We start from the raw sequence: 24,774 nt of genomic DNA, 5'->3' as shown, positions 1-24,774 counted from the left end.
TCCTGCTTTTACGCTTCCTCTTCTTTTTGCTCATCTTCTTGTTTAATGCGCAGCAGCTCAACCGATCGCTGCGGGTCCTGATCGAAATACGCCATCAAATATTCAATGCAGGTGATCGATTCCCAGCTGAGATGGTGCTCGATTCCTTCAACATCTTTATAGATGTGCTCTTCATCAACGCCGATCAGGCGCAAAAATTCTTCCAAGAGCGTATGGCGATGAACCAGACGCTTCCCGATCTTTTTCCCTTTTGGCGTTAAGACAAGTCCACGATATTTCTCATAAACCGAATATTTATCTTTGTCCAGTTTTTGGACCATTTTAGTAACCGATGAGGGGTGTACGGCCAAGGCTTCCGCAATGTCTGAAACACGAGCATAGCCTTTTTCTTCAATTAAACTGTATATTTTCTCTAAATAATCTTCCATGCTTGGAGTTGGCACATTAAATCCCTCGTTTCAGCCTTCAAAATGCAGACAAATCCATAATACCGTGAAAAAAGAAAAAGATGCAAGGAAAACTCCAAATTTTTCTTTCTCGCATCGGTTCTGAAAAGCGATCGCTGCCACATAGATTGGTACTAGCTCTTGTGAAGGATGATGCCAAATGAACCGAACGGCTTGGCAGATCGCCGTCATTTCTGCTGCCTCTGCACTAGGGGGAACCTACCTGTTCGGCGGAGAGTGGCTGCGATTTTTTTCCTATTTCGGATCGTGGGGGACGATCGGCATCGTGCTTGTCACCCTCGGATTCGTCTGGTTGACAGCAAAAATAGTCCTGCTCATTCGCGATACAGGCTTGCAATCCCATCGACAGTTTTTGTTCCATCTGTTTGGCGAACGAGCGGCACCGGCGCTTTCGTCCACGCTGGCGCTCTTGCTCCTCCTCTACGTTGGATCGCTCATGCAGGAATACGCAAAGGCTGCGCAAGGTACCCTGTCTCTTCCGATGCAGGCAGGAATTGTGGTCTGTGCCGCACTATCGTTCGTTTTCCTTCGCTCAAAAGGGGCTACCGTGTTTGCCGGTTCAATCATTGCGCTTGCCGCGAGCGTTCTTTTGCTCGGTCTCGTCTTTTCCTTACAGCACTATGTACCGCTTCCCCCGCTCAGCTATCAATTGAATATTTCCTGGCTTTGGCATGCGATGTTCTTTGTTTGCCTGCATGCGCTGCTCCTCTTCTCGGCTTTCCTTCCCAACCATGCGACCGAGGATACAAGCGTCAGCACCCCGGTCGTTTATTTGGGGGCAGCGTTCGGGGGGATGATCATTCTCACCATCAGCCTGATCGGGCACTTTGCTATTTTGGCTCATTGGCATGACGCGCATTCCTTGGAAAATCCGCTGCTCGAAATTTTGACCAACCGTTCCCCCTTGCTGTTGTACCCGTACCTGCTTGTGGCGCTTTGGCAAGTGAGTCTGGTGGCTTCCATGCTGATCCGTTCGGTTTGCGAACCGCTTCTGGAGTCTTCTGAACTGCGTCCGTTACCGTTCCAGCTGCTCTTTTTGGGACTGGTGGTCCTGATCGCCTTTGGCGGCAGCATCGTCCCGCATTTTTCGGTGTACATCGAGTTCGTGCTGCGACTGATCGGATTCACCGTCCTGGTCCGGCTCATTCAACAAAAATTCGTAAAACGCCCATGACCACTCCGCTTGGTCGTCGGGCGTTTTGCATGTTTTCTTTTTGGAAGGTTATACAAGCCGTGACTGGCAGATCGGGATCAACTCACGGATAAACGCACATGTTTCCATGGCACGCTCCATCCGATTCATGGGCGCCTGGCTTCCTTCATACGAATGGCGCAGCCTCAGCGCCTCTTTGATCAACGGATGCCAGCGCTGCGGAAGTGCCGCCAAAGCTTCCTCCGCCGCCTTCGTTTTGGTGACGATACGCTGACGGGTGATTGTATCGTAAATGCGGCACATCGTCAGCACAGCGAATTCCACCCATTCGTCCTCGAGAAACAGCTGCAGCTGGCTTGATTTGTGCGCCCAATACCGTGTCAAGTTGTCCTGCATCGTCGCCATGACATCACCCCAGCTACCCCCGATCGCAAGCGCCGCGCGGTCTTTCCCTGCGATGGTCAGCCCGTGATGATGAAGCAGCCACCATGTCACATGATTGAGATCCCAATGGCCTGAAGCATGGAACACCCCTTCCGCACAGTACGGGTACGGCCGCAGCTCCGCATTTGTTTTCCCCACATCCGCTTCCGTCACATAAACGCCGTCAAGCTTCGCAGCCAGCGGCAGTTCATCTGTCAACTTGCGATGAAGCTCTCCGATCGCAAGACACTCCGCCGTTGCAAGCTCCATCGTCAGGATCGCCACAAAATCAATGTCACTCTTCCCTTCCTCATACCCGCCCAGTGAAATGGAGCCATATAAATAGACGCCCACGAGCTTTTGGGGCAAAAGCTCCCGCAGCTGTTCCGCGTATGTCTGCACAACATGGGAAATGGATTTCGGCAATTCGTTTTTCATCGCTACCTCGTCATGTGTTTATTGGGTAAGACGCAGCCTGTACCGATTTGGTTACCGCACCAAAACAAAAAAAGCGGCCCCATTGCGCAAATGGTAACCGCTTTTTTGCTTAACCGAAAATGGTCTGGAACAGGAGGTACGCATTCAGCACCATGATGATGCCCGCTACGATCCATGCAAGGATTTTCAACCACAGCGGGTTGACGAACTCGCCCATTTTGTTTTTGTCGTTCGTAAATTTGACGAGTGGCACGACCGCGAACGAAAGCTGCAGGGACAAAATGACTTGGCTCAAAATCAGCAGCTGCGCGGTTCCGCTTTCCCCGTACATCGCCGTCACGATCACGGCCGGAATGATCGCGATCAAGCGGGTGAGCAAGCGGCGAATCCACGGCTTCATGCGGATATTGAGGAAGCCTTCCATGACGATCTGCCCTGCCAGCGTACCCGTCAGCGTGGAGTTTTGCCCCGATGCTAAGAGCGCCACCCCGAAAAGGATGCTGCCTAACGTCGTGCCCAAAAGCGGTGTGAGCAGGTGATACGCGTCATTGATATCCGCGACATCCGTCATCCCGGCCCGATGGAACGTAGCCGCCGAGAGAATCAAAATTCCCGCATTGATGAAGAGCGCAAACAAGAGCGCGATGGTCGAATCCATCGTGGCATAGCGGATCGCCTCACGTTTGCCACGGCTGGTCAAGCTGAACTGGCGGGTTTGGACGATCGATGAATGCAAATACAGATTGTGCGGCATTACCGTTGCGCCTAATATCCCGATCGCGATATAAAGCATTTCGGGGTTGCTCAAAATTTCCGCATTCGGAACAAACCCTTTGGCGATCCCGAGCATATCCGGTTTGGACAAAAACATCTCGACCGCAAAGCAGCCGCCGATCGTGACGATCAGAATGATGACCAATGCTTCGATGTAACGGAAGCCTTTGTTTTGCAAGAACAGAATCAGCACAACGTCAATCGCGGTCAAAATCACGCCGTACAACAGCGGGATTCCAAACAGCAGGTTGAGCGCGACCGCCGCCCCGATCACTTCAGCCAAATCGCATGCTGCGATAGCAAGCTCGCATAAAAACCAAAGCCCCAGATTGACCGGCTTGCTGTAGTGATCCCGGCACGCTTGCGCGAGGTCTCTTCCGGTGGCAATGCCCAATTTTCCCGCCAACGCTTGCAGCAGGATGGCCATCAGGTTGGACAGCATCACGACGGACAAGAGCGTGTAGCCAAACAGCGATCCGCCCGCGATGTCGGTCGCCCAGTTGCCCGGGTCCATATAGCCGACCGCGACCAGGTAGCCCGGACCGACAAATGCCAGAAACTTGCGAAACCAGGAGCCGGTCGTTGGCACCTTCAGCGAACGATGCACCTCTTGCAAGGACGGCTGCTTCCGATCCTGCTTCCAGCCGTCCGAACGTTCTTCTATCGGCATTGCTTTTGCATATTCTTTTGCCATATTGTTCACCACTCTCTTTATGTCATCTCTATTATGTGGAATGGACTAATTTTTTTGCCTATAGGCAACATATGCATAAAAAAAATTTATGTGATCGATTTGTTGTGGATAGCAACATTTTTTGCACCAGGGAAACTTTCTGACTTCAGTATACAAAGATCAGTTCTGAATGTAAATAGCAATTGCTTGAATTGTGGCAATAAATGGGCCGATTCCACGCTGTTTTGATCTGCACAACGAAAAAAGCATCCGCGATGGATGCTTTTTCTCAAGGAACGTTACGCCGTCGTGCCGGCATCGGCTTTTGCCAGCCCATACTGGGCAACCGCCATTTCCCGCAGCTTGTATTTCTGGATTTTGCCGGATGCGGTCATCGGATATTCGGTCACGATCGCGACGTAATGAGGGATTTTGTAACGGGCAATTTTCCCTTCGCAGTACGCCTTGACTTCCTCCGGTGTAATGGTGTGGCCTTCCTTCACCTTCACGTATGCTGCCACTTGCTCGCCGTATTTTTCATCCGGGACGCCAAAGACTTGCACGTCAAAAATGCTCGGGTGCGTATACAGGAATTGCTCGACTTCCAGCGGGTAAATGTTTTCTCCGCCGCGAATGATCATGTCCTTGAGCCTTCCGGTAATTTTCACATAGCCTTCCTCATCCATCGTCGCAAGGTCGCCGGTGTGCAGCCATCCTTCTGCGTCGATCGCTTTCGCGGTTGCCTCAGGCATTTTGTAATATCCTTTCATCGTATGGATGCCGCGCGAGCACAATTCGCCTTGCACATCCGGCCCAACCTCGTCGCCGGTCACAGGATCGATGATTTTTACCTCTGTATTGGCAAGCACTCTGCCGACTGTCGTCACGCGCCGCTCAATGCTGTCGTCCACACGCGTTTGGGTAATGACGGGCGATGATTCCGTCTGGCCATAGGCGATCGTGATTTCGCGAATGCCCATGCTGTCCACCACTTTTTTCATGACTTCAATCGGGCAAGGGGAACCGGCCATGATTCCCGTCCGCAGCGAGGTCAGGTCAAACTCGGCAAACCTCGGATGATTCAATTCGGCGATGAACATGGTCGGCACTCCATACAATGCGGTGCATTTTTCTTGCTGCACCGCCTCCAGCACTCGCAGCGGGTCAAAGGTAATCAGCGGCACCATCGCAGCGCCGGTGGCGACTGCGGCCAACGTTCCCATCGAGCAGCCGAAGCAATGGAAAAACGGCACCGGGATGCAAATTTTATCGTCATTCGTGATGTTTTGCGCGCCCGCGACATTCACGGCGTTATTCACGAGGTTTTGGTGTGTGAGCATGACGCCCTTCGGGAAACCGGTGGTTCCGGATGTGTACTGCATGTTGATGACTTCATCAGGTGTCAAGCTGCGCTGTCTTGCCAGCAGCTCTTCATCGGACACGGCATCGCCCAGCCGAATCAAATCTTGCCAGCTGAGCATGCCCGCACGCGGCTGATCGCCGATATAGATGACATTTTTCAATAGCGGCAGCCGTTCGGCACAGAGCTTGCCCGGTTCCGCTTCCGAAAGCTCCGGACAAATTTCTTGCAGCATGTCCACATAGTTGGCATCGCGATACCCTTCAATCAAAAGGATCGTCGTTGCATCGGAATTGCGCAGCAAATACTCCAGCTCGTGCGTGCGGTAATTGGTATTGACCGTCACAAGCACGGCACCCATTTTGGCCGATGCGAATTGAGCGATGACCCATTCCGGTACGTTGGTCGCCCAAATCGCGATGTTTTCGCCTTTTTGGATTCCCAGCTGCATGAGCCCTTTTGCCGCCTGGTCGCATTCAGCCTGAAATTGCTTGTACGTATACCGCAGGTTGCGCTCAGGATAAATGACCGCTTCTTTCTCCGGGTACAGCCGGGTCGTTTCGTCGAGCAGATCGCCTATTGTCGAGGTAATGATTGTTGCCATACACGTCCTCCTGTCACCATGATCTTGGGGAAAACCTTTTGCATGACTCACCGGGATGCACTGGATGAAAACGTTATGATTACAAATATTCTGCGAAAAAGGAGTCTCCCCCTTCTTTTTAGAATAATCTGACAAGGTTACAAATTCGTTTCGAAAACGCGGAAAAGCCCTCATGGGAACGTCCCACAGGGCTTTGTCTCCAGGCCATGCGATTATGGTTTGTCGCTCGTTACATACGTTCCTGCGATGAAATCGTGGATCGACCGTTTATCCTGGCGCACGCCTACCATGATCGCGCTGACGATCAACCCGATCCCGAGCGTAATCACGTACACGAGCGAGGCCACAAGCAAGCGAAGCAGCATCGTGCCGACCCCGACCTTTTCACCATTCATCTTCGCGATCCGGATGCCCGCAATCCTTTTGCCGATGGTGTATCCGCTCCACAGCACAGGGATGAGCAACGAATATAAGAACGAGAGCGCATTCGTGAACGGTTCATCCTTCTGCCAATCGCCTGTAATCAGGTACGAGATAAGTGAAAGCGGAACACCAATGATGATCCCGTCTAACAAATTCGCGCCGAGTCGACGCCAGAATCCAACCGGGTTGCTCGGAATCTGAGGCAAGCTTTCCATATGATGATCACTCTCCACTCATCTGATTTGAAGCCCTCTACTATCCATTTAATGGATAAGCGGTTTTGGATATGACTTGTTCACGGAATAAAAAGTGAATTTCTTGCATCCGGTTCGGTAAAGCGGGATGCGTGGACAGCTTTTCCGCCAGCCACACAAAGAAACCGCGTTCTTGCTGCGTCTGATGCAAATACTCCTCCCGATCCACTTGCCGGTAGAGCGCCTTGCCGATCGCCAAAATGGTCAAACCATTGATCGCAGCTTCAGGATTTCCTGTATAATAGGCTGCCATCCGGTCGCACGTATATTCGCATGCGCGAGAATACGCCTCCCCGACAAACGGAATCCACATGGCCGGTAAAATGAAGAGGTGCTTGCCGATATGGTTTCGTTTGATGTGCGCCAGCTCGTGTGCGATCACATAATCGAGTTCATCGTCTCCACCCGAATTGATCAAGTCGAACATATCCGAATAGAGCACGACCATGTTTCTCCCGAAAAAGCGCGTGGCGAATGCGTTGAGCTGACCACCCGACTCCAGCACATACACATCGGGCATGACGGTTAGCCCCATGCGCGCTGCCAGATTTTTCGTCCGCTCATAGACCTCGGGAAACTGGCGCGCTGTGAGTCGTACGCCATTTTTGCGGATCGTTGCCATACTGATCGCATGGTAAAACAATGGCAGCAAAAACAAAACCGCCAGCACCGCGATCCCGACGATGGAAATGATCAGATACAAATAACCGATGACGCTCACGATCGCACAGAGGATGAAATAACTTTTTTCATTTCGGTGCATGAGCCGTTTTTCTTTTTCCGCTCCATTCACTTGGTACTGACACCTCCTTTCACGTAAACAGGCCTTTACATACATGTAACTTCACGCCAAGCACGATCTATTTTCCGTTTATTTCCGAATCTTGTCAATCTCTTATCCGACAAATGAAAAAACCCGTCTGCACATGCAGACAGGCTTTTGCCGCTTTCGCTTGCCGTTCCTTACACGCCGCCGAGGAACGGGTAGTGGAAACGTCGTCCCGACAACGAATAAATGATCCCTTTGATCGGATAGTAAATTCCCATCAAGCCGAAAACGATCAAGAACGGAATTCCGATGATAATATAGGAAAACATCACCGAAATCCCAATCAATACGCTCATGATAATGTGGAACAGCAGCGCTTGCAGTGCCATGCTTTTCACCGTACGATCGCTCATCAACAACCAGACGATCAGCGGAACCAGGATTGGCGCAAAAAATGCACTCGCATGCGTAATCGCCTTCACCCCGTTATGATCCATAAAACTTCCTCCTTGGCTAACTCAATCTGTTGGTACAATCATAGCATGCCATTCTGTATGGAGCATACCGACAATCGATTGATTGCAAGCTCCGTCTTGAGGAGGAGAGCGATCGGCCCATGCACCTAGAAATACCAGCGATTGACGAAATAATAGCTAACGAAAAAAACGACGACCGAAACGCTCATGAGCGTCACGCCCATACGCACACGCCCTTGGAAAATCCGCATGAAGCCTAAGCAAAAGACAGAACCAAGTCCAAGAAAAATGAATACGCCGTACAAAAACAACTCCCAGGGAAGTACCTTAAAGTCAACCTCTCCCACGATTCCTTGCTCCTTTCCGATTGCGGCGCTAGTGGGCAAGCATGGGCAAAACCTGCTTGTACCAACAATGAAACCGCTTCCTGCCAACTTTTTGCAACAAGGTAATCATACACGAATCAGGCCCTTTTCATCTACCTATCCTTGATTTTGTCACATTCTTCGCTTACGTGCGCCCGCTATCCTCCGCCAGATTTGCATGTTCCTCAAAAAGAACCGGGTACTTGACCTCCGCCTTGTTTTTCATCAGATGCTCCACCTTGACGGTTTTTCCCGTCCGTTTATCCACCATGTGTCGCCACAGCTCATTTGTCCGGTACGTTTTATCCTGTTCCCGCAAAAAATGGTGATTCCGCTCTTCGATGTGGTACGCATACGGCCACTCGCGGTCGGAAACAATTCTTCCTTTTAAATGCTGATCCGTCATCCAGACCACAAGCTGGAATGTTTGATCGGTCGGATTGTAGAAACGCAAGTCTACATAATTATAGAAGACACTAGCCCCACTTCCGAATGGCAGCACACGCTGATCGTCGGGGAACGGGTCAAAGTGGTGATGATGGCGCTCGCTGATCTGCAATGGCGTATGCAACGCCATCCAGTACAGCAAATTGGCCATCTGGCAGAGTCCGCCGCCAACTCCGGTGATGACCTTGCCTTGGGACAAAAGCATTCCTTCGATAAACCCTCTTCGTCTGGTCGGCTTCCCGACGCGCCGCCAGAAGGAAAACGTCTCTCCCGGCCTGATGAGCAGCCCGTCGAGCCGCTCGATCGCCAGCTTGAGGTTGACGATCTTGTTTTCCTGCAATTGTGGATCGGCATTGCCCAGCTTGCGGCGCAACAGCGACTGATGTTTTTTGCAGGAATGCGGAAGCAGCGCGTGCGAGACGCTTTCGGCAAATTTGGTCCGGCGCACCAGGTCGCTGCATCTGCGCGCAAGCTGCTTTTGTTTGATGCGAGCGTGATAAAAAATGGGATGGACTTGCGATAGTTTCAATGGGACTCCCGCCTTTACCAAATAAATGGCTTCTCACCTACATAGACGTTTTCAAAATTCCACACGTTTCGCGAATGGGTCCACTTTCTTCTCCATCCTTTTTACACGTCTGCAAGCAATCTCCTGCTACCGGTACTGCCTTGCACAGGTAGCGCAAAAGAGGCATCCGCCCATCGCGAATGCCTCCGGTTTCCATTCTTTATTTTTCCAGTCGATAAGGTACCGTCGCGATGGTGATGTCGCGGCGAGCGAACAAATACGCCCGGATTTGCAAGCTGGTCTGGTTGTGCAGGAAGTGGTGCCACCATTTTTTCACGATGAATTGCGGGATCATGATCGTGACATGATCGGTGGCCGCCCGTTTCCATTCGACGGTGTCGATGAACTTGACCAACGGGCGGATGATGCTGCGGTAGCGCGAGCGCAATACGATCAGACGTACACCCGGATTCCACTCTTCCCATCGCTGCTCCATCTTTTCGACAGATTCATCGTCAAAGCCGACATAGACGGCCACAACGTTATTGGTGAGCGATTTGGCATACCCGATGGTTTCCGACACGACCTTCGTGATCCCTGCCACCGGAATCACGATCACGCTGCCGCCCACGACCGGCTTCTCCGTCGCGATATCGAGCTTGAGTTGCTGCGCAATGTCCTGGTAGTGCCGGTTGATTTTAAGGAAAATGAAGATGACGGCAGGCAGAAAAAGAAAGACCATCCACACCTGCGAAAACTTCGTCACGATGAAAATCAGCGTGATCGTGAGCGTCGTCAGCATGCCCAGCGTGTTGATGCAGAATGGCAGCACCCAGCCCGCCGGCTTTTTCGTAAACCACCGTTTCATCATCCCGGCCTGTGACAGCGTAAACGGAATGAACACGCCGACGGCATAGAGCGGAATCAAATTCTCCGTATCCCCTTCAAACAGGATGATCAAGATCGCGGAGAAAATGCCCAGGACAATGATGCCGTTGGAAAAGCCCAGACGGTCGCCGCGCACTTTGAACATGTGCGGCATGAACTTGTCTTTTGCCAGCATGAACGAAAGGAGCGGAAACGCGGCAAACGCCGTGTTGGCCGCCAAAAAGAGAATCAAGGCCGTCACGCCCTGGATCGCGTAGTAGGCGAACCCTCTGCCGAACGTGGCCTCGGCGATTTTGGATACCACCGTCTCTTTTGGATCAGGGGCGATGCCGAAATAATAGGCCATCAAACTGATTCCGATAAACATCGCACCCAGGATCAAGCCCATCATCACCAGCGTCCGCGCGGCATTTTTTTCAGCAGGCGCCTTGAAATTCGGGATCGCGTTGGAAACCGCTTCGACCCCTGTCAATGCGGAACAGCCGGAGCTAAACGCCTTTAGGAGCATGAACAGACCGATGCCGTGAACAGACAGGCCGTACGTTGGGGCCGCCGCCGGGACAGAACCGGTGAGAATCCGATACGTGCCGCCGATGATCAAAACGAAAATAGCAAATACAAACAGATAGACAGGCAGCGCCAAAATCGAAGCCGATTCCGTAATCCCGCGCAAATTCAGCAACGTGAGACCCGCAATCATCAATAGCGCGATGAGGACGCGGTCGTCATGCAATACGGGAAAAGCAGATGTGATCGCATCCGTCCCCGCTGACGAACTGACGGCAACGGTCAAAATGTAATCGACCAAAAGCGAACCGCCAGCCACGAGCCCGACTGGTGTGCCGAGATTTTCTTTTGCGACGATATAGGCGCCGCCCCCTGTTGGATACGTATAGATCGTTTGCCGGTACGACAAGACGAGGACGGTCAGCAGTCCCAACACCGCCAGTGAAATCGGAATCGAATACCACAGCGCGGAAAACCCTGCTGCCATCAGCACAATCAAAATTTGTTCGGTACCGTACGCTACGGACGAAAGCGCGTCAGACGATAGCACAGCCAACGCCTTTAATTTGGTAAGCTTTTCTTCAGCCAACTCTGTCGACTTCATTGGTCGTCCGATGAAAATGCGCTTTAATTTTGCAACCACTCGAATCTTTCCCCACTTCATCTTCATGTTGTCTATTTACAAGGCAAATCGAGACATGAGCACGAATGAGAGGATCAAGTCGTATTACAGCACATGATAAACCTCCTCACCTACGCTTACGAGGTTAGCTGTCGGATTCGGACGGACGAGTCGCCCTACTCATTGCTGAGATTCACCCCGATCAATTGGTTCCCCCGCTCTTTACGATTCAGCGTTAACAACGACATCAGAACGATAATACGCTACTCCTCTTTTCCCAAAACTGCAACGGTTGCAAACTACCAAAAAAGCGCTTACATTTTATACGATCTGATGCGCACGCACTCGCGCTACACGGCTTGTGGCAGGGCATTTTCCGGTTTAGCAGATACTTGCTGGAATATCGCGGGTAAATGTGACGTTTCTGTCATTTGCTTTTCATTCACACGTATATTAGAATATGATTATATAATCAAAAATAAAGGTAGGATCTGACGACTATGAAAAAACTGATTATGTTGGTAATTGCGTTCGTCCTTGTGCTCGCCCCAGCTGGTCTCGGCTACGATTCTGTCGATGCAAAAGGCTACAAATCGGGGAAAAAGTCGTTTAACTCCAACACGACAACCACGACACCGAACAAAACGGTCACCAATGAAAATTCGACCGTGAACAAAAGCAACACCACGACGCCGACGAATTCCCCTTCCGTCGCACAGCCAAGCAAAGGCGGCTTCATGAAAGGCTTGTTGGTCGGTGGTCTGGCAGGTATGCTGTTTGGCAGCCTGTTTGGAAATATGGGTGCAATGGGTGCCATCTTTGGCTTCCTGATCAACATGATGGCGATCGTGGCGGTTCTCTTCCTGATCCGCAAAGCGTTCCTGTACTTCAAGGCGAAGCAAGTCAAGCGAGAGGTTAACCCATGGAGAAAATAAAGTTTTCCGAGCAGGATGTCATCAATGCGATCTGCCTGCATGTCGCATCCAAAAAAGGACTGCAGCCAACGGACGTCAGCGTCGAATTGATGTGGGATGAAGACCACGGCTTTTCCGCTGAAGTGGAAGCCCACTCCCGGCAGCAAATCTTCATCGAAGCGAACATGATTGAGGCGATCCGCTTTTGGCTGGAGTCCCGCATGCAGCGCAATCCGTATGCGGCGGCGATCGAACTGGTCCTCGATGATGAGGAAGGCATTATCGCTTTCGCAACCTATCAGTAAAGAAACAGCAAGCAACCGCTCTCGCATTTTGCAGACGGTTGCTTTTTTCTATCATCCCCAGCTAGTTTATAATTATTTTAAAAAGATATTGATTTTAACAATTCTGCATGCTATTTTAGTACCATAATGTTCTAGGAGGGGTTCCCATGACAGCTCGGATCGGACTTCCGGCACCTTCATTCACACTTGATACGATCACGTATGACAGCGGTTTTCCCGTTCCCAAAAGCCTCGATGATTACCTTGGGAAATGGCTGCTGCTGTTCTTTTACCCGTTTGATTTTTCCCGCGTCTGCCCGACGGAGATCGTGAGTCTGAATCGGCGGATCGGCGAATTTTCCGACTTGAATGTGGAAATACTCGGCGTCAGCACGGACAGCATACATACCCACAAAGCATGGCTGCGTACAGGAGACGGCATCGGCCCGCTTTCGTTCCCGCTTGCCTCCGATTTCAGCAAAGAAGTGACGACGCTGTACGGCGTGCTGGATGAAGCGACCAAAGCTCCGCTTCGGGCCAGCTTTTTGATCGATCCCCAAGGGATTGTCCAATATTATGTCGTCTCCAATTCCAAGGTGGGCCGCAGCGTAGATGAAACGCTGCGCGTCCTCGGAGCTTTGCAATCCGGCGGCTTGTGCCCGATGGATTGGAAGCCGGGCGAAAAAACGATTTCGTCTTGATCAATGGTTGCAAAAGAGCGAGCCCTGCATGGTGGGCTCGCTCTTTTGGCATTTTTGGCATGTTTAATAACCGAGCTGGCGATCAACCGCTCCCATTAGCGGCTCGTTTTGCACATATCGCTTGAGGTTTTCGGAAAAATACCGGCAAATCCGCTCGTCGGTATTCATTCCGGACAGATGCGGCGTTACCCGCACCTGCGGCAACTTCCAAAGCTCGCTGTCCGCTGGGAGCGGTTCATGTTCGAACACATCGAGAACAGCCGCCCGCAAATGGCCCTCGCGCAGCACGTCGATGAGGTCGTGCTCGACGATCAGCTTGCCGCGCCCTACGTTGACAAGGCAGGCGTCCGGCTTCATGGCACGCAGCAGCTCACGGTTGACGACCTGTGCGGTCGCGGCCGTAAGCGGCAATACCAGCACCAGACAATCCAGCGGCCGGACAAACGCGTCCCACTCTGACGGACCGTAATGGCGATCGACCAGGTGCGCCTGCTTGCCCGAATAGCTGAGGCCATGCACCGTCATGTCAAATGCACGCGCCTTGCGAACCATTTCGCTGCCGATCGAGCCGAGACCGGCGATGCCGATCGTTTTACCAGCCAAAAGCTCCGGCACGAATGGGCGCCATTCTTTGTTTTGCTGGGACTTCTTCATCTGGTTCAGATTTTGATACTCGGCCAGCAGGTGGGCGAACACATACTCGGCCATCGGTGCGCTGTATTGACCGACGACGCGGGAAATCCGAACATGCGGGGCGATGTGCGGGGATCGGACCAGATCATCAACGCCAGCTCCCATCGATTGAATCCAGCGCACGGAAGCCGCAGCAGGGCTGGCCAACAGCTCCAGCGGGATTTTCCAGCCGAGGATCACCTCTGTCCCGTCCAGCTTTTCTGCCGCTTCCTCGGGGGTGGATGCTGCGTGCACATGTACCACGCCGAGCTGATTGCCCAGCATATCAGCGTACACTGCAGCATCGTTCGGGCTGTATATCATGATTTTCGGTTGCCGCATGTCGATCGACACTTCCTTTTTTTTCTGAAAATGATAATCGGGTACTGGCTAGGAGTCAACCCTTGTGCCGTCTGAGCCCAACTGGTTTCGCACGAAAAAAAGCACCACCTTCACAAACCCTGTGGTGCTGGTTCGTTATGCTCGCTGGCATGTTTGCACAAACCGCTCAAGCCGGTTCAAGCCTTCTTCCAGCTGCTCCATCGATGCTGCATACGATAGCCGGATATAGCCTTCCCCAAACCGGGAAAACGCCTCGCCGGGCACGACCGCGACTTTTTCATCATCGATCAGGTTCATGACGAAATCACTTGCTGGCATGCCCAGATGCGCAATGGAGGCAAACGCGTAAAAAGCCCCTTCCGGCTTCGTGCAGGCAAGCCCCATGGCCGTGAGCCGCGCGTATACGTAATCTCGGCGTTTGCGGTATTCCGCTTTCATCGCTTCCTCGTCATCCAGACAGGAAGTCACTGCTTCTAATGCGGCGTACTGGCTGATCGTGCTGGCACAGACCGTCTGATACAGATGCAGCTTGAGCATTTCGGCGGTAATGGGCGCGGGGGCAAGTGTGAAGCCGATGCGCCAGCCCGTCATCGCATGCGATTTCGACAGCCCGTTGATCACGATGCTTTTTTCTTTCATGCCGGGAATCGCAGCGATGGAGAAATGGTCGCCATCATAGGTCAGGCGGCTGTAAATCTCATCGGACACGACAAAAATCTCCTTGTCTACAAGCAAGTCGGCGATTTCGCGCACCTCTTTTTCGTCCAGCGTGCAGCCGATCGGGTTGGACGGATACGGCAGCACGACACATCGGGTGTTTTCGGTGATGGCTGCCGCAATCATCGCTGCGTTCACTTTAAAGCCGGTTTCACGCGTATCAATCAGGACAGGCACGCCGCCGCACAACCGGATCAATGGCTCATACCCCGGATAAATCGGGGCGGGCAAAATGACTTCAACCCCCGGCTCCAAAATCGTTTGAAACGTGATCGCAAGCGCTTCGCTGGCGCCATTCGTCACGATGATTTCATCTTCCGCACGATAGGACAGCCCGTACAGCTTGTCCATATAGGCGCTGATCGCTTCGCGCAGCGCTAGCATGCCCGCATTGTGCGTATAGGACGATTTATTTTCCGCGATCGCCTGCTGGGCCGCCCGCTTGATTTTATCCGGCGTGGGAAAATCCGGCTGTCCCAGCGTCAAGTTTATAATTGCAGGGTCGTTCATGATGCGGTTGCTGATTTTGCGGATGCCGGAGATTTGCAAGTCTTTCACCTGGCTGTTCAACAGATGGTACAATGGTTTCACCTTCCCGTACATGGTTGACGCTGCGGCCGCGATGCCGTTGCGCTCTTTTCGTGTGGGTCCATTATAATACAAGACACCCCTGCGAAAAACAGGGGTGTCTTTCTTGATCGGCTGCGCACGCGATGTCACCGCGTCATTGTGCTTTTTGTTCAGCAGCGTCCTCCGCTTTTTTCAATTGCTCCTGAAAGAGGTGCCCCAGCTGCCCGATGTCTACGTCCCACTTCTCCTCTTTGTAGTACACGGTTGCCTTTGATTCACCTTTTTTGCCGGTAATCCGGATGCTCGCTGTCTTCATTTCATAGCTGCCATCCGGCTGGAACGTAATGTCGGCGTCCTTTAATTCGTTATGTAACAGTGGCGTGATCGTCTGCTGCACGACTTTCTCGGTGTTTTTCACTGCCGTACGCCCCATGTTGATCACTTGATCCGAACTGAATTGGAAAAACACGACCAGGATGACGCCCACAACGGCCAGAATCGCTACCAGGCGAAACAGGCTGCGAACGATCCATTGAAACGCGACTATGACCAGCAAGCCGACCAGCGCGATCGGCCAGTAATCTTTTGCGAGTTGCACAATCTGCTCCATCTTCAACACTCCTTTCCCACTCATTCTAGCCAATAAAATGAAATCTCTAACCTTAGTACGTTACGGGAATGAGATCGTTGCAAAAAAGCAAATCCTTACGCAAAAAAATACTTGCATCCGGCCATATAAAGAATATAGATGACAACTGCACTGATCACAGCTTCGGAAGGCTTCATCCATTTTGTCAGCAAATAGATGCTGCTAATGAAAATCACAGCCCCAAAAGCTCCCATGATCGCATTTTTTTGCGTGATGCGAAAATCGGCCATGCTCATGTTTTTGCTCTGCAAGCTAACGTTGATCAAAGTCATGATCGGGAGCAATGTGATGACGCCCGACAAAAACAAGTATTTCGATTTGCTTAAAAGCGATGCGCACACCAAAATGGTCCCGCCAATGATAAACTGTACAATATACCCCACTTTTTCTCCCACCTGACCGATGACAATCTGTTGCTGTAAGTCCCCTCTTTTTTATAGTCTAATTAAACTTATGTGTAAAGAGTTTCATACAAGGAAAATGGAATCAGCAGATTAGGGAAAAAGCAAAAAGCGGCTGTGCGAGTGTTTCTCTGCACAGCCGCCCTGATTACGGCAACCGGTAAAAGGCGAATGGCTCCCCGTACCGGAATGGATCACTGATCTCATCCAATGTGTTGATGACGTCCGCATCGAGCGTAATCGATGCGCTCCGCAAATTATCCTCCAGCTGCTCAACGCGCGTCGCCCCGACGATGACCGTCGACACGGCCGGACGCTCCATCAGCCACGCGAGCGAAAGCACGCTTGGGGTATAGCCGCATTCCGCAGCGATTTTGCTGACTTTTTCGCCGAGCGACACGTTGCGCTCACCGAGGAACCGCTGGAACCCTGGGTCGGTATTGGCTCTCGACTCGGCCGGAGCTTCGTTGGTCAGACTGTATTTCCCGCTCAAAATGCCGCCGGCCAGCGGAAAATACGGGATGATGCCCACGCCCTGGTCAAGGCACATCGGCACCAGCTCCGCCTCTGGCGTACGGTCGGCAAGCGAATAGCTGATCTGTGTGGAAACATAGCGGACGTATCCTTTGTTGTCGCTGATCCCTAACGCTTTCATGATCTCCCAGGCTACATAGTTGGACGCCCCGATATAGCGCACCTTCCCTGCGCGCACCAGATCATCGAGCGCCCGCAGCGTCTCATCAAGCGGGGTATGCGGATCAAACGTATGGATCTGGAAAAGATCGACATAATCGGTTTTCAGGCGGCGCAGGCTGTTTTCCAGCTCTTGCATCACATGGTAGCGGGAAGAGCCTCTCGCATTCGGCCCTTGCCCGCGTACCAAACCGGCTTTTGTCGCCAGCACCACTTCATGCCGTCGTCCTTCCAGCGCTTGTCCGATGATCCGTTCCGATTCCGTGCCTGCATAAATGTTCGCAGTGTCGATGAAGTTGATTCCATTGTCCAGCGCATGATGGATAATGCGCGTCGAGGTGGCTTCGTCCGCGCGTTTGCCAAACGAATTCGTGCCAAGGCCCAAAGCCGACACGTGCAGGCCACTGTTCCCAAGGCGATGATAGTTCAACTGCTTCCTCTCCTTTGCGGCGGTATGTCCGCTTCCATTATAGCCGCTCTTGCCAAAGGCTGCCAGCCCGCTCACAGCCTGCCGCTCTAGCTCCGCAATGCTCGGCGCAAAATTTTCCCCGTCCGATTTTTGGGCAGCTCGGGCAAAAACTCGATTTGTCTCGGCAGCTTGTATTTGGCCAGCTTGTCTTGGCAAAATTCCATGATCTCGCGGTCCGTCAGCTGTTCATCCTGCTTCACGATGAACGCCTTGACAATCTCGCCATACTCCTGATCCGGCAGGCCGATCACAGCCGCTTCCACCACAGCGGGATGCTGATACAAAACCTCCTCCACCTCACGCGGGTACACGTTATAGCCGCCGACCAAAATGATGTCTTTTTTCCGGTCGACGATAAACAGGAACCCGTCCTCATCCATCGTCGCCATATCGCCTGTGTACAGCCAGCCATCCTTGATCGCCGCTGCCGTCGCTTCCGGCATTCCCAAGTATCCTTTCATCACGCCAGGGCCGTAGATGATCAGTTCGCCGACCTCACCCGTCGGGACGTCGCGGCCATCCTGATCGACGACGCGGATTTTGACGCCGGGTATTGCCACTCCGATCGAACCTGGCTTGCGCACCCCGGTCAGCGTATGGAATGCGGCCACCGGTGACGACTCGGACAGCCCGTACCCTTCCAGAATCGGCGTCTTGTACTTGTCTTCAAATTTTTTCAGAAGCTCGACCGGCATCGCCGCTCCTCCGGACACACACAGGCGCAGCGAACGGAAATCATCGGCCGTCGCCTGCGGGAGCTGCAGCATAAAGCTGTACATCGTGGGAACGCCGCAAAAGACCGTCGCCTTTTCATCGCGGATCATGTCCACGACGGCCGCCGGGCTGAACCTGGGCAGCATCAGCATCGTGGCACCGCATGCAATGGATGCGTTCATGCAGGTTGTCATGCTGAATACATGAAAAACGGGCAGAACCACCACAACCCGATCCGTATGCGTCAAATCGAACAGCTGGCAAACTGCCTCCGCATTCGAAGCCAAGTTCCGGTGCGTCAGCATCGCGCCTTTTGGATCGCCCGTCGTGCCGGATGTATACAAAATAACCGCGAGATCGTCCTCCGTAGCGGAAGCGCTTTCAAACGATTCGCTTCCTTCCTGCATGAACTGCTCGAATGACCATTCGCCTTGGGCGGCCTCCGTCTCTATCACCAGCTCCAGCGTACCGCTCTGCTGCTTCCAGTCAGCCAAAATTTTGCTTGCGGCCGGGCCTGCAATTGCGGCTTTTGCCTGGCTGTTCGTGAGGATATAGGCGATCTCCCTCGCCGTATAGATCGGGTTCATCGGAACCACCGCTGCGCCTGTGCGGAGGATGCCGTAGTAAGCGATGACGAATTGTAAGCAGTTATCGAGCAGCAGCGCCACTGTGTCGCCTTTTCCAATTCCTTGTTTGGCGAGTGCGGAGGCGAACCGATCGGCAAAGAGATCAAGCTGTTCATACGAGGTACGCTGGCCGTCAAACAGACAGGCTGTCTGCTGCGGGTATTGTTTCGCGGCGTTTTTGAGATTCTCATTCAAAATCCAAGCCATGTGCCAATTCCTCCTCATCATACGGTACGATTTGTGCGGCAAACAACCGCGCACACTATGTAATCAGTGCTGTTTCAATCGTGCTGCCTTCCGGAAAGGGTGCATCTTGACGGTATCACTCGGTTGATTTTGAAATTTCAGAATACAGCGTGCGTTTGCAACCAGCTTCGCCCTGTCTATCTTCCATCCGTTTCAGCTCGGTAATCGTCTCCTCACACCATGCCAACAGCGCTTCGCTGTAATAGAGCCCAAACCGGATGGCCATCCGTTGATAGCGCGCGCGTTCGCCCCCCTCCTTCATCAGCGCTTCCCCTTCCCGCTCCTGGGCTTTATAATCTGCAAACGTTTTTTCCATTTCCTGTTGAAACCGTTTCACATGCTGGATGCTGATGGCTGGATCGGCATGATGGGCAAAAAACAGCTTGAGCAGCACCTCGATGCGCATCGGATACTGGCCGATCGGTTCGGTCAGCCATCGCATGAATACCGCTCTGCCTGTTTCGGTGATGGTGTACACTTTGCGATCCGGCTTCCCTTCCTGCCGCTCCACTTCACAGATCGCCAGCCCTTCTTCCTCCAGCTGCTTTAAAATCGGATAAATTTGCGCATAGCCTTCACTCCAGAAGTTGCCGATCCCTTTTTCGATTTGCTTCTTAATGTCATAGCCGGACATCGAATGGACGCTCAACATCCCCAGCACCGCGTACCGGCTCTTGTTCTCCCTCGGCATTCGCTCCCCCCTTATATCGAAACTATATATATCTTTTTTATGTATTGTAGATGTCGAATGACGCGGTGTCAATGTGTGATTTTGGTGAAAATTCAAATAAAATAAACGAGCAGCCGTCACATCTGGCTGATGATCGCACCACCCTACCGCCGCTGCCTTCCCTTTTTGGCACTACCCTCGTTTTTCGCTTCTGCCAGTGCCTGGACGTAGGCAATCTCCTCTTGATGCGTATACGAAGCCGAACTGGGCGTCTCCAAAATCACCGGCAGCTCCCGGATCACCGGTGATTGCAAAAACTCCCGCATGCTCGCTTCCCCGATGTACCCTTTGCCGACGTTCGCGTGGCGATCGCGGTACGAGCTGGTCTCATGCATGGAATCGTTCAAATGCACCGCCTTCAAGTGGGGGAAGTAGTCCAACTCCGTCCCTTTTTCCACGAGCGCCGGCCAATTGCTTCCGTTCCATAGCCCGCTGACAAATGCGTGGCACGTATCGAGGCAAAACCCGATCTTCTCCGGATACGCGGAAAGCTTGCGGATTTGGACAAGCTCTTCGAACGTGATCCCCATTTTTGCGCCTTGCCCGGCATTGTTTTCAAGCAACACGAGGGCGGAGCCTTCCCAATCGCGTAACAGTTGATTCAACATATTGATCATCAGCGTATACCCTGCCAGCGGGTCGGCCCCTTTGTATTTGCCAAAATGAACGACAACCCCGATCGATCCGCACGCTTCCGCAATCTCCAGATCGTTCGCGATGGATGCCATCATCACGCGCCGCATCGCCTCGTCAGCCTCCGATAAATTGGTAGGGTAAGCCGAGTGGGCGATCGAGACCAGACCATGCTCTCGGCAAAAACGAGCGCAGTTGTTCGCATCCTGGTGATCAAACGGCTTCACCGTCAAGCTGCGCGGGTTTTTGGGGAAATACTGAAACGACTTCCCCCCCAGACGGACAGTCTGCTGGGCTGCCCCCAAATACCCGTTTCTCGTGCTCACATGGCTGCCAATTTTCATCTTTCATCCCCCTACCCAATCGTGCAGCTGTTTGGTTCATTTTTCCCTCCCCTGTTGCAAGTATGCGGGGCGAACGTTTTCTCCCTATTAACATGGGCAGGCGCCCGGTGTTATTCTACTGATAACGATGCGCAGAGGAGGAATTCCGATTGAAATACTTCCGATTGAACCATACCGACCTTACTGTTTCCAACCTGATTATGGGCAACATGCGGCTCGTCCAACTTTCACGGCGTGAAGCAGAAACGCTGATTCGCACCGCCATGGACGAAGGGATCAATTTCTTCGATCATGCCGACATTTACGGCCAAGGCCGGTGTGAGGAGCTGTTTGCAGAAGCGGTCCAAATGAATCCGGGCATTCGCGAAAAGATGATATTGCAAAGCAAATGCGGGATTCGGTCGAAAGAAAACTACTACGACTTTTCAAAAGAACATATTGTTCGATCGGTCGACGGCATTTTGCAGCGACTCAACACCGACTATCTGGATATTCTTCTCCTCCATCGCCCCGATCCATTGGTGGAGCCAACAGAGGTTGCAGAGGCGTTCGATGTCCTCCATCGCAGCGGAAAAGTGCGGTATTTTGGCGTATCCAACCACAATCCGGCGCAAATCGAGCTTTTGCAAAAATACATCCCCCACAAAATCGTCGCGAACCAATTCCAATTCAGCATCGCGCATACGCCCGCCATCGACTCTGGCATCGCATTGAACATGGGGATCGACCAGTCGATCAACCGCGACAGCAGCCTGCTGGATTACTGCCGTCTGCATGACATATCGATGCAAGCATGGTCGCCGTTTCAGCATGGAAGCTTTGAAGGACCTTTTCTCGGGAATTTCGAAAAATTCCCGGAGCTGAACCAAGCGATTCAAAGCATCGCCGAAACGTATGCCGTCGCGGACACGGCCATCGCGACCGCATGGATCACGCGCCATCCGGCCAATATCCACGTGGTGCTCGGCACGACAAATCCGCAGCGGATAAAAGATGCCTGCAAAGGTTCCGAACTGCCGTTGACCCGAGAGGAATGGTATCGGCTTTATAAGGCGGCAGGGAATATTGTGCCATAGACAACGAAAAAGACCCCGTGGCGAGTTATCCAAGCTTCACCGGAACCCATTGAAAGAGTCATGATAAAAAGAGCGGAGAGAATTCCGCTCTTTTTCATGTGGTCGTATAGCTTTTTAGTTGATAACATAATTGCGTTCGATTCGTTACCCCTATTTTCCGGTAAATGCTTTGCAAGTGCCGTTTAACCGTATTAACGCTGATAAACAATTCATTTGCAATTTCCGGATTGGTAAGGCCTTTGGAGACGCATGCCAAGACTTCTCTTTCTTTTTGCGTTAATGACTTTGCCTCTACCATCTCTTCCGTCCATTTCGGTTTCAGAAAGTGTGGTTTCATTTGAGCAATATACAGGTTTGGATGGAGAGCATTTGCTTCCATTCCGATATATGGTGCAATCTGCAAAGAGAGGGCACGGTTACATGGAAGTTCGATCGTCTTCTCAATTCCACACTCCCAATCCATTCCTTGTACGACACATTGAATGAAACGGCCAACGGAATCGCCTCCTTTTTCAGTCGTACTTGCCAGCCACTCCTCAGAAAGCTGCGTTGCGGCTGGATTGGCGTAATGGATATGAAAGCTCGTGTCAAAAAACACGATTCCATGTGTGGACCGATCTACGAATGATGCCAACAGTTTTTGCTTATGTACGATTTCTGCATGAAGAGAATGTTGAACGAACGCGCTGGAAATATATCTCGAAATGGTTTCCAGGCGAAGAATATCGAGAGCGCTGAAATCCTTCTCGCCTTTTGATCGCGTTAAACCGATTACGCCAACCGTTTTGTTTCCATCCGTAAGGTAAACGCCCAGTTCATGGTACATTTCAAATGGCTGCATCAAACATTTATAATATTCCGTCTTCTCATAGTCTTTTCTGGCGATGACGTCTTTTGTCCGAAGCACCTTATGGTGGGAACAACGGTGTGGAATGCGATTGGGGGACAAAATGTCACGTTGACGGAAATGCAGCAAATAAAGCTCAATCGCTCGATGATCGATGTTCAATGCGGCAGGCTGGTTCAGTCGTCCGCTCTCATCGACTTTCCAAAAAACACATTTGTGGTAGCCAAAAATAGTGGACAGCGAATGTAACACACGATCGCGTGAGAATTCGGCGGTAGCGGTAATTTCCGCAATAAATCGTTGGACATTCCGGTAATCTGCGAGGGAAAGCGCACACATCGTTTCCACCTCCACTTGCACACGGGCGATGTTTTTGATTTGACATGATTATAGTATATTTGTTCTCTACAAACCATCTGTAGAATGATGAAAAATGACCCGATTGGGTAATTTACGGCATTCTGCTTCTTCTGGAATAATGGAGCCATCACGATGGTAGAGGAGGAAATACACATGTTATTAACCGAATATTCAAACTACGATGGGCTGGGTCTCGCTGAATTAGTCAGGAAAAAAGAGGTTTCTCCCAAAGAACTGCTGCAGGCTGCCATCCAGGCGATCGAACTGGTAAACCCTTCTTTGCATGCCGTGCATACGCTCCTATCCAAGGAAGCCGAACAAGAAATCGACCGCTTGCCGGACGGTCCTTTTACAGGGGTTCCGTTTCTGATCAAGGAAATGGCACTCCACGCCGCCAATATTCCGTCCAATTACGGAAGCCGTCTCGCAGAGGGCATGGTCGTGCCGTATGATACCGAGCTAATGGCACGCTTTCGCAAGGCTGGATTGGTCACCGTCGGCACAACCACAACGCCAGAATTCGGTTATAACGCAACGACAGAGTCTATCTTTTTTGGCCCAACGAGAAATCCATGGAATCCGGAAAGAAGCCCAGGTGGTTCCAGTGGAGGTTCATCTGCGGCGATTGCATCGGGCATGGTCCCTCTTGCCCACGGCAATGATGGGGGCGGGTCTTTGCGGATCCCGGCGTCGTGCTGCGGACTTGTCGGACTGAAACCAACTCGAGGAAGGATTCCTACCGGCCCCGATTATGGAGAACTCTTAAGCGGTTTGGCGATTGAATTTGCCATCACGCGTACCGTGCGAGATACCGCCGCTTTACTGGATGCTGTATCCGGTCCTGATGCAGGTTGTTATGCTTGGGCTGAAAGACCGGGCCGGCCATACGCTGAAGACTCCCTTAGACCTCCCGGGAAGCTACGGATCGCTTGGATGGAAAAGCCCTTTTCGGGAGCCGCGATTGATCCAGAATGCAAGCGAGTGCTTCAGGATACCGTGAAGCTATGCGAAGAGTTTGGCCATGAAGTCGTGGAAGCTTCCCCTCAAGTCAACCATGAGCTTCACGCATTGGCTACCCTCCGTTTTTGGACCGCAGGGCTTGCCAATATGATGGATGGGATCGCAAAATATATGAACCGTACGCCTTCAAAGGACAACCTGGAAACATCAAGCTGGGCTTGCTATCAATACGGCAAATCCATGACAGCTACCGAGTATTTGGAAGCTGTCGATATCAGAACAATGATTTCGCGAGCAGTTGGAAGCTTTTTCGAGGAATATGATGTTTTGCTCACGCCGACTCTTTCTCAACCCCCACTGCCGCTTGGTATCCTGAATGCAAATGCCCCCGGGATCGATGCACGCCAATGGACGGAACAAATTTTTACGTATGCACCATTCACCAATATCTGCAACACGACCGGCCAACCTGCTATTTCCCTCCCGTTAGGCTGGAGTACCGACAATATGCCGATTGGAATGCAATTCATCGGCCGATTTGCAGATGAAGCCACACTGTTACAACTAGCTGCTCAATTGGAGGAAGCACGTCCATGGAAAATCAAACGTCCTTCTATTCATGTTCAATCTTGTAGTCAAGCATGAAACTGCATTTGCATCTGCCAAAAAAGGATG

General features: G+C 52.0%; 25 protein-coding genes and 1 riboswitch. Of the genes, 6 read left to right on the top strand and 19 right to left on the bottom strand.

All coding sequences use genetic code 11. From position 1 onward, the window contains the following. Positions 1–8: 8 nt before the first annotated feature. A complete protein-coding gene (gene mntR, locus ACTID9_RS12665) occupies positions 9–443 on the bottom strand; it encodes a transcriptional regulator MntR (protein ID WP_441071642.1) in 435 nt (144 codons plus the stop codon). A gap of 163 nt (positions 444–606) precedes the next feature. Between mntR and ACTID9_RS12660 the strand changes: the two genes are divergently transcribed. After that, positions 607–1,641 (top strand): hypothetical protein, encoded by a 1,035-nt coding sequence (locus ACTID9_RS12660; RefSeq protein ID WP_441071640.1) that lies wholly within the window; start codon positions 607–609, stop codon positions 1,639–1,641. A gap of 48 nt (positions 1,642–1,689) precedes the next feature. Here the strand turns inward: ACTID9_RS12660 and ACTID9_RS12655 are convergent, their stop codons facing one another. The 9 genes from ACTID9_RS12655 to ACTID9_RS12615 form a co-directional block, all read right to left on the bottom strand. Further along, a complete protein-coding gene (locus ACTID9_RS12655; RefSeq protein ID WP_441071638.1) occupies positions 1,690–2,481 on the bottom strand; it encodes an aminoglycoside adenylyltransferase domain-containing protein in 792 nt (263 codons plus the stop codon). 109 nt (positions 2,482–2,590) lie between these two features. Further along, complete coding sequence (locus ACTID9_RS12650) at positions 2,591–3,925, bottom strand: Nramp family divalent metal transporter (RefSeq protein WP_441072569.1); 1,335 nt, start codon at positions 3,923–3,925, stop codon at positions 2,591–2,593. Between the two features lie 302 nt (positions 3,926–4,227). Beyond that, entirely contained in the window at positions 4,228–5,892 is a 1,665-nt protein-coding gene (locus ACTID9_RS12645; protein WP_441071636.1) for an AMP-binding protein, read from the bottom strand. 212 nt (positions 5,893–6,104) lie between these two features. Continuing rightward, a complete protein-coding gene (locus ACTID9_RS12640) occupies positions 6,105–6,530 on the bottom strand; it encodes an RDD family protein (protein WP_441071634.1) in 426 nt (141 codons plus the stop codon). Between the two features lie 40 nt (positions 6,531–6,570). Beyond that, positions 6,571–7,362, bottom strand: coding sequence for a M48 family metallopeptidase (locus ACTID9_RS12635; RefSeq protein ID WP_441071632.1), 792 nt, complete (start codon positions 7,360–7,362; stop codon positions 6,571–6,573). Positions 7,363–7,532: 170 nt separating this feature from the next. Continuing rightward, complete coding sequence (locus tag ACTID9_RS12630) at positions 7,533–7,835, bottom strand: DUF4870 domain-containing protein (RefSeq protein WP_441071630.1); 303 nt, start codon at positions 7,833–7,835, stop codon at positions 7,533–7,535. 125 nt (positions 7,836–7,960) lie between these two features. Further along, a complete protein-coding gene (locus ACTID9_RS12625; protein WP_441071629.1) occupies positions 7,961–8,161 on the bottom strand; it encodes a hypothetical protein in 201 nt (66 codons plus the stop codon). 163 nt (positions 8,162–8,324) lie between these two features. Further along, positions 8,325–9,155: a VanW family protein gene (locus ACTID9_RS12620; protein ID WP_441071627.1), complete on the bottom strand. Its 831-nt coding sequence runs from the start codon at positions 9,153–9,155 to the stop codon at positions 8,325–8,327. 199 nt (positions 9,156–9,354) lie between these two features. Further along, positions 9,355–11,172 (bottom strand): APC family permease, encoded by a 1,818-nt coding sequence (locus tag ACTID9_RS12615; protein WP_441071625.1) that lies wholly within the window; start codon positions 11,170–11,172, stop codon positions 9,355–9,357. A gap of 98 nt (positions 11,173–11,270) precedes the next feature. After that, a riboswitch (cyclic di-AMP (ydaO/yuaA leader) is annotated at positions 11,271–11,396 on the bottom strand. A 255-nt stretch (positions 11,397–11,651) separates the two neighbouring features. Here ACTID9_RS12615 and ACTID9_RS12610 point away from each other — a divergent pair. From ACTID9_RS12610 to ACTID9_RS12600, 3 genes are all read left to right on the top strand, one after another. Then, positions 11,652–12,086, top strand: coding sequence for a hypothetical protein (locus ACTID9_RS12610; RefSeq protein WP_441071623.1), 435 nt, complete (start codon positions 11,652–11,654; stop codon positions 12,084–12,086). Then, a complete protein-coding gene (locus ACTID9_RS12605) occupies positions 12,074–12,370 on the top strand; it encodes a YxcD family protein (protein ID WP_441071621.1) in 297 nt (98 codons plus the stop codon). The genes ACTID9_RS12610 and ACTID9_RS12605 overlap by 13 nt, the downstream gene beginning before the upstream one ends. Positions 12,371–12,516: 146 nt before the next feature. Beyond that, positions 12,517–13,050: a peroxiredoxin gene (locus tag ACTID9_RS12600; protein WP_441071620.1), complete on the top strand. Its 534-nt coding sequence runs from the start codon at positions 12,517–12,519 to the stop codon at positions 13,048–13,050. A gap of 63 nt (positions 13,051–13,113) precedes the next feature. Here ACTID9_RS12600 and ACTID9_RS12595 read toward each other — a convergent pair whose 3' ends face one another. The 8 genes from ACTID9_RS12595 to ACTID9_RS12560 all read right to left on the bottom strand — a co-directional run bounded on the left by ACTID9_RS12595 (position 13,114) and on the right by ACTID9_RS12560 (position 20,856). Beyond that, positions 13,114–14,064, bottom strand: a complete 951-nt coding sequence (locus ACTID9_RS12595) for a D-2-hydroxyacid dehydrogenase (RefSeq protein ID WP_441071618.1) — start codon at positions 14,062–14,064, stop codon at positions 13,114–13,116. Between the two features lie 135 nt (positions 14,065–14,199). Then, the gene (locus ACTID9_RS12590) at positions 14,200–15,363 is read right to left on the bottom strand and encodes an aminotransferase A (protein WP_441072567.1); all 1,164 of its coding nucleotides are present in this window, start codon (positions 15,361–15,363) and stop codon (positions 14,200–14,202) included. A 142-nt stretch (positions 15,364–15,505) separates the two neighbouring features. Beyond that, on the bottom strand, positions 15,506–15,961 hold the full coding sequence (locus ACTID9_RS12585; protein ID WP_441071616.1) for a hypothetical protein: 456 nt from the start codon (positions 15,959–15,961) through the stop codon (positions 15,506–15,508). A gap of 95 nt (positions 15,962–16,056) precedes the next feature. Further along, positions 16,057–16,383, bottom strand: a complete 327-nt coding sequence (locus ACTID9_RS12580; protein ID WP_441071614.1) for a GlpM family protein — start codon at positions 16,381–16,383, stop codon at positions 16,057–16,059. Between the two features lie 166 nt (positions 16,384–16,549). After that, a complete protein-coding gene (locus ACTID9_RS12575) occupies positions 16,550–17,524 on the bottom strand; it encodes an aldo/keto reductase (RefSeq protein WP_441071612.1) in 975 nt (324 codons plus the stop codon). Positions 17,525–17,610: 86 nt separating this feature from the next. Continuing rightward, on the bottom strand, positions 17,611–19,110 hold the full coding sequence (locus ACTID9_RS12570) for a long-chain-fatty-acid--CoA ligase (protein ID WP_441071610.1): 1,500 nt from the start codon (positions 19,108–19,110) through the stop codon (positions 17,611–17,613). A 115-nt stretch (positions 19,111–19,225) separates the two neighbouring features. Continuing rightward, positions 19,226–19,840 carry a PadR family transcriptional regulator gene (locus tag ACTID9_RS12565; RefSeq protein WP_441071609.1) on the bottom strand — a complete coding sequence of 205 codons (615 nt, stop codon included), beginning with the start codon at positions 19,838–19,840 and terminating at the stop codon, positions 19,226–19,228. A 143-nt stretch (positions 19,841–19,983) separates the two neighbouring features. After that, positions 19,984–20,856, bottom strand: coding sequence for a deoxyribonuclease IV (locus ACTID9_RS12560; protein ID WP_441071606.1), 873 nt, complete (start codon positions 20,854–20,856; stop codon positions 19,984–19,986). 149 nt (positions 20,857–21,005) lie between these two features. Between ACTID9_RS12560 and ACTID9_RS12555 the strand changes: the two genes are divergently transcribed. After that, on the top strand, positions 21,006–21,932 hold the full coding sequence (locus ACTID9_RS12555) for an aldo/keto reductase (protein WP_441071604.1): 927 nt from the start codon (positions 21,006–21,008) through the stop codon (positions 21,930–21,932). Between the two features lie 94 nt (positions 21,933–22,026). Here ACTID9_RS12555 and ACTID9_RS12550 read toward each other — a convergent pair whose 3' ends face one another. After that, positions 22,027–23,118, bottom strand: a complete 1,092-nt coding sequence (locus ACTID9_RS12550) for a LuxR C-terminal-related transcriptional regulator (RefSeq protein ID WP_441071602.1) — start codon at positions 23,116–23,118, stop codon at positions 22,027–22,029. Between the two features lie 153 nt (positions 23,119–23,271). Here ACTID9_RS12550 and ACTID9_RS12545 point away from each other — a divergent pair, with 153 nt between their 5' ends. After that, positions 23,272–24,744, top strand: a complete 1,473-nt coding sequence (locus ACTID9_RS12545; RefSeq protein WP_441071600.1) for an amidase — start codon at positions 23,272–23,274, stop codon at positions 24,742–24,744. Positions 24,745–24,774 lie beyond the last annotated feature (30 nt).

The organism is Brevibacillus fluminis, assembly GCF_052072235.1.
GTDB classification, from domain to species: Bacteria; Bacillota; Bacilli; order Brevibacillales; family Brevibacillaceae; genus Brevibacillus_D; species Brevibacillus_D fluminis_A.
Note: the sequence above shows the minus strand (reverse complement) of the source record. Positions and strands in the feature narration are given on the sequence as shown.

What these genes read in the sequence shown, in the direction of transcription:
- ACTID9_RS12660 (WP_441071640.1), top strand. Translation starts at nt 607, where the DNA reads ATGAACCGAACGGCTTGGCAGATCGCCGTCATTTCTGCTGCCTCTGCA.
- ACTID9_RS12655 (WP_441071638.1), bottom strand. Translation starts at nt 2,481, where the DNA reads ATGAAAAACGAATTGCCGAAATCCATTTCCCATGTTGTGCAGACATAC.
- ACTID9_RS12650 (WP_441072569.1), bottom strand. Translation starts at nt 3,925, where the DNA reads ATGCCGATAGAAGAACGTTCGGACGGCTGGAAGCAGGATCGGAAGCAG.
- ACTID9_RS12645 (WP_441071636.1), bottom strand. Translation starts at nt 5,892, where the DNA reads ATGGCAACAATCATTACCTCGACAATAGGCGATCTGCTCGACGAAACG.
- ACTID9_RS12640 (WP_441071634.1), bottom strand. Translation starts at nt 6,530, where the DNA reads ATGGAAAGCTTGCCTCAGATTCCGAGCAACCCGGTTGGATTCTGGCGT.
- ACTID9_RS12630 (WP_441071630.1), bottom strand. Translation starts at nt 7,835, where the DNA reads ATGGATCATAACGGGGTGAAGGCGATTACGCATGCGAGTGCATTTTTT.
- ACTID9_RS12610 (WP_441071623.1), top strand. Translation starts at nt 11,652, where the DNA reads ATGAAAAAACTGATTATGTTGGTAATTGCGTTCGTCCTTGTGCTCGCC.
- ACTID9_RS12605 (WP_441071621.1), top strand. Translation starts at nt 12,074, where the DNA reads ATGGAGAAAATAAAGTTTTCCGAGCAGGATGTCATCAATGCGATCTGC.
- ACTID9_RS12600 (WP_441071620.1), top strand. Translation starts at nt 12,517, where the DNA reads ATGACAGCTCGGATCGGACTTCCGGCACCTTCATTCACACTTGATACG.
- ACTID9_RS12595 (WP_441071618.1), bottom strand. Translation starts at nt 14,064, where the DNA reads ATGCGGCAACCGAAAATCATGATATACAGCCCGAACGATGCTGCAGTG.
- ACTID9_RS12585 (WP_441071616.1), bottom strand. Translation starts at nt 15,961, where the DNA reads ATGGAGCAGATTGTGCAACTCGCAAAAGATTACTGGCCGATCGCGCTG.
- ACTID9_RS12570 (WP_441071610.1), bottom strand. Translation starts at nt 19,110, where the DNA reads ATGGCTTGGATTTTGAATGAGAATCTCAAAAACGCCGCGAAACAATAC.
- ACTID9_RS12565 (WP_441071609.1), bottom strand. Translation starts at nt 19,840, where the DNA reads ATGCCGAGGGAGAACAAGAGCCGGTACGCGGTGCTGGGGATGTTGAGC.
- ACTID9_RS12560 (WP_441071606.1), bottom strand. Translation starts at nt 20,856, where the DNA reads ATGAAAATTGGCAGCCATGTGAGCACGAGAAACGGGTATTTGGGGGCA.
- ACTID9_RS12550 (WP_441071602.1), bottom strand. Translation starts at nt 23,118, where the DNA reads ATGTGTGCGCTTTCCCTCGCAGATTACCGGAATGTCCAACGATTTATT.
- ACTID9_RS12545 (WP_441071600.1), top strand. Translation starts at nt 23,272, where the DNA reads ATGGTAGAGGAGGAAATACACATGTTATTAACCGAATATTCAAACTAC.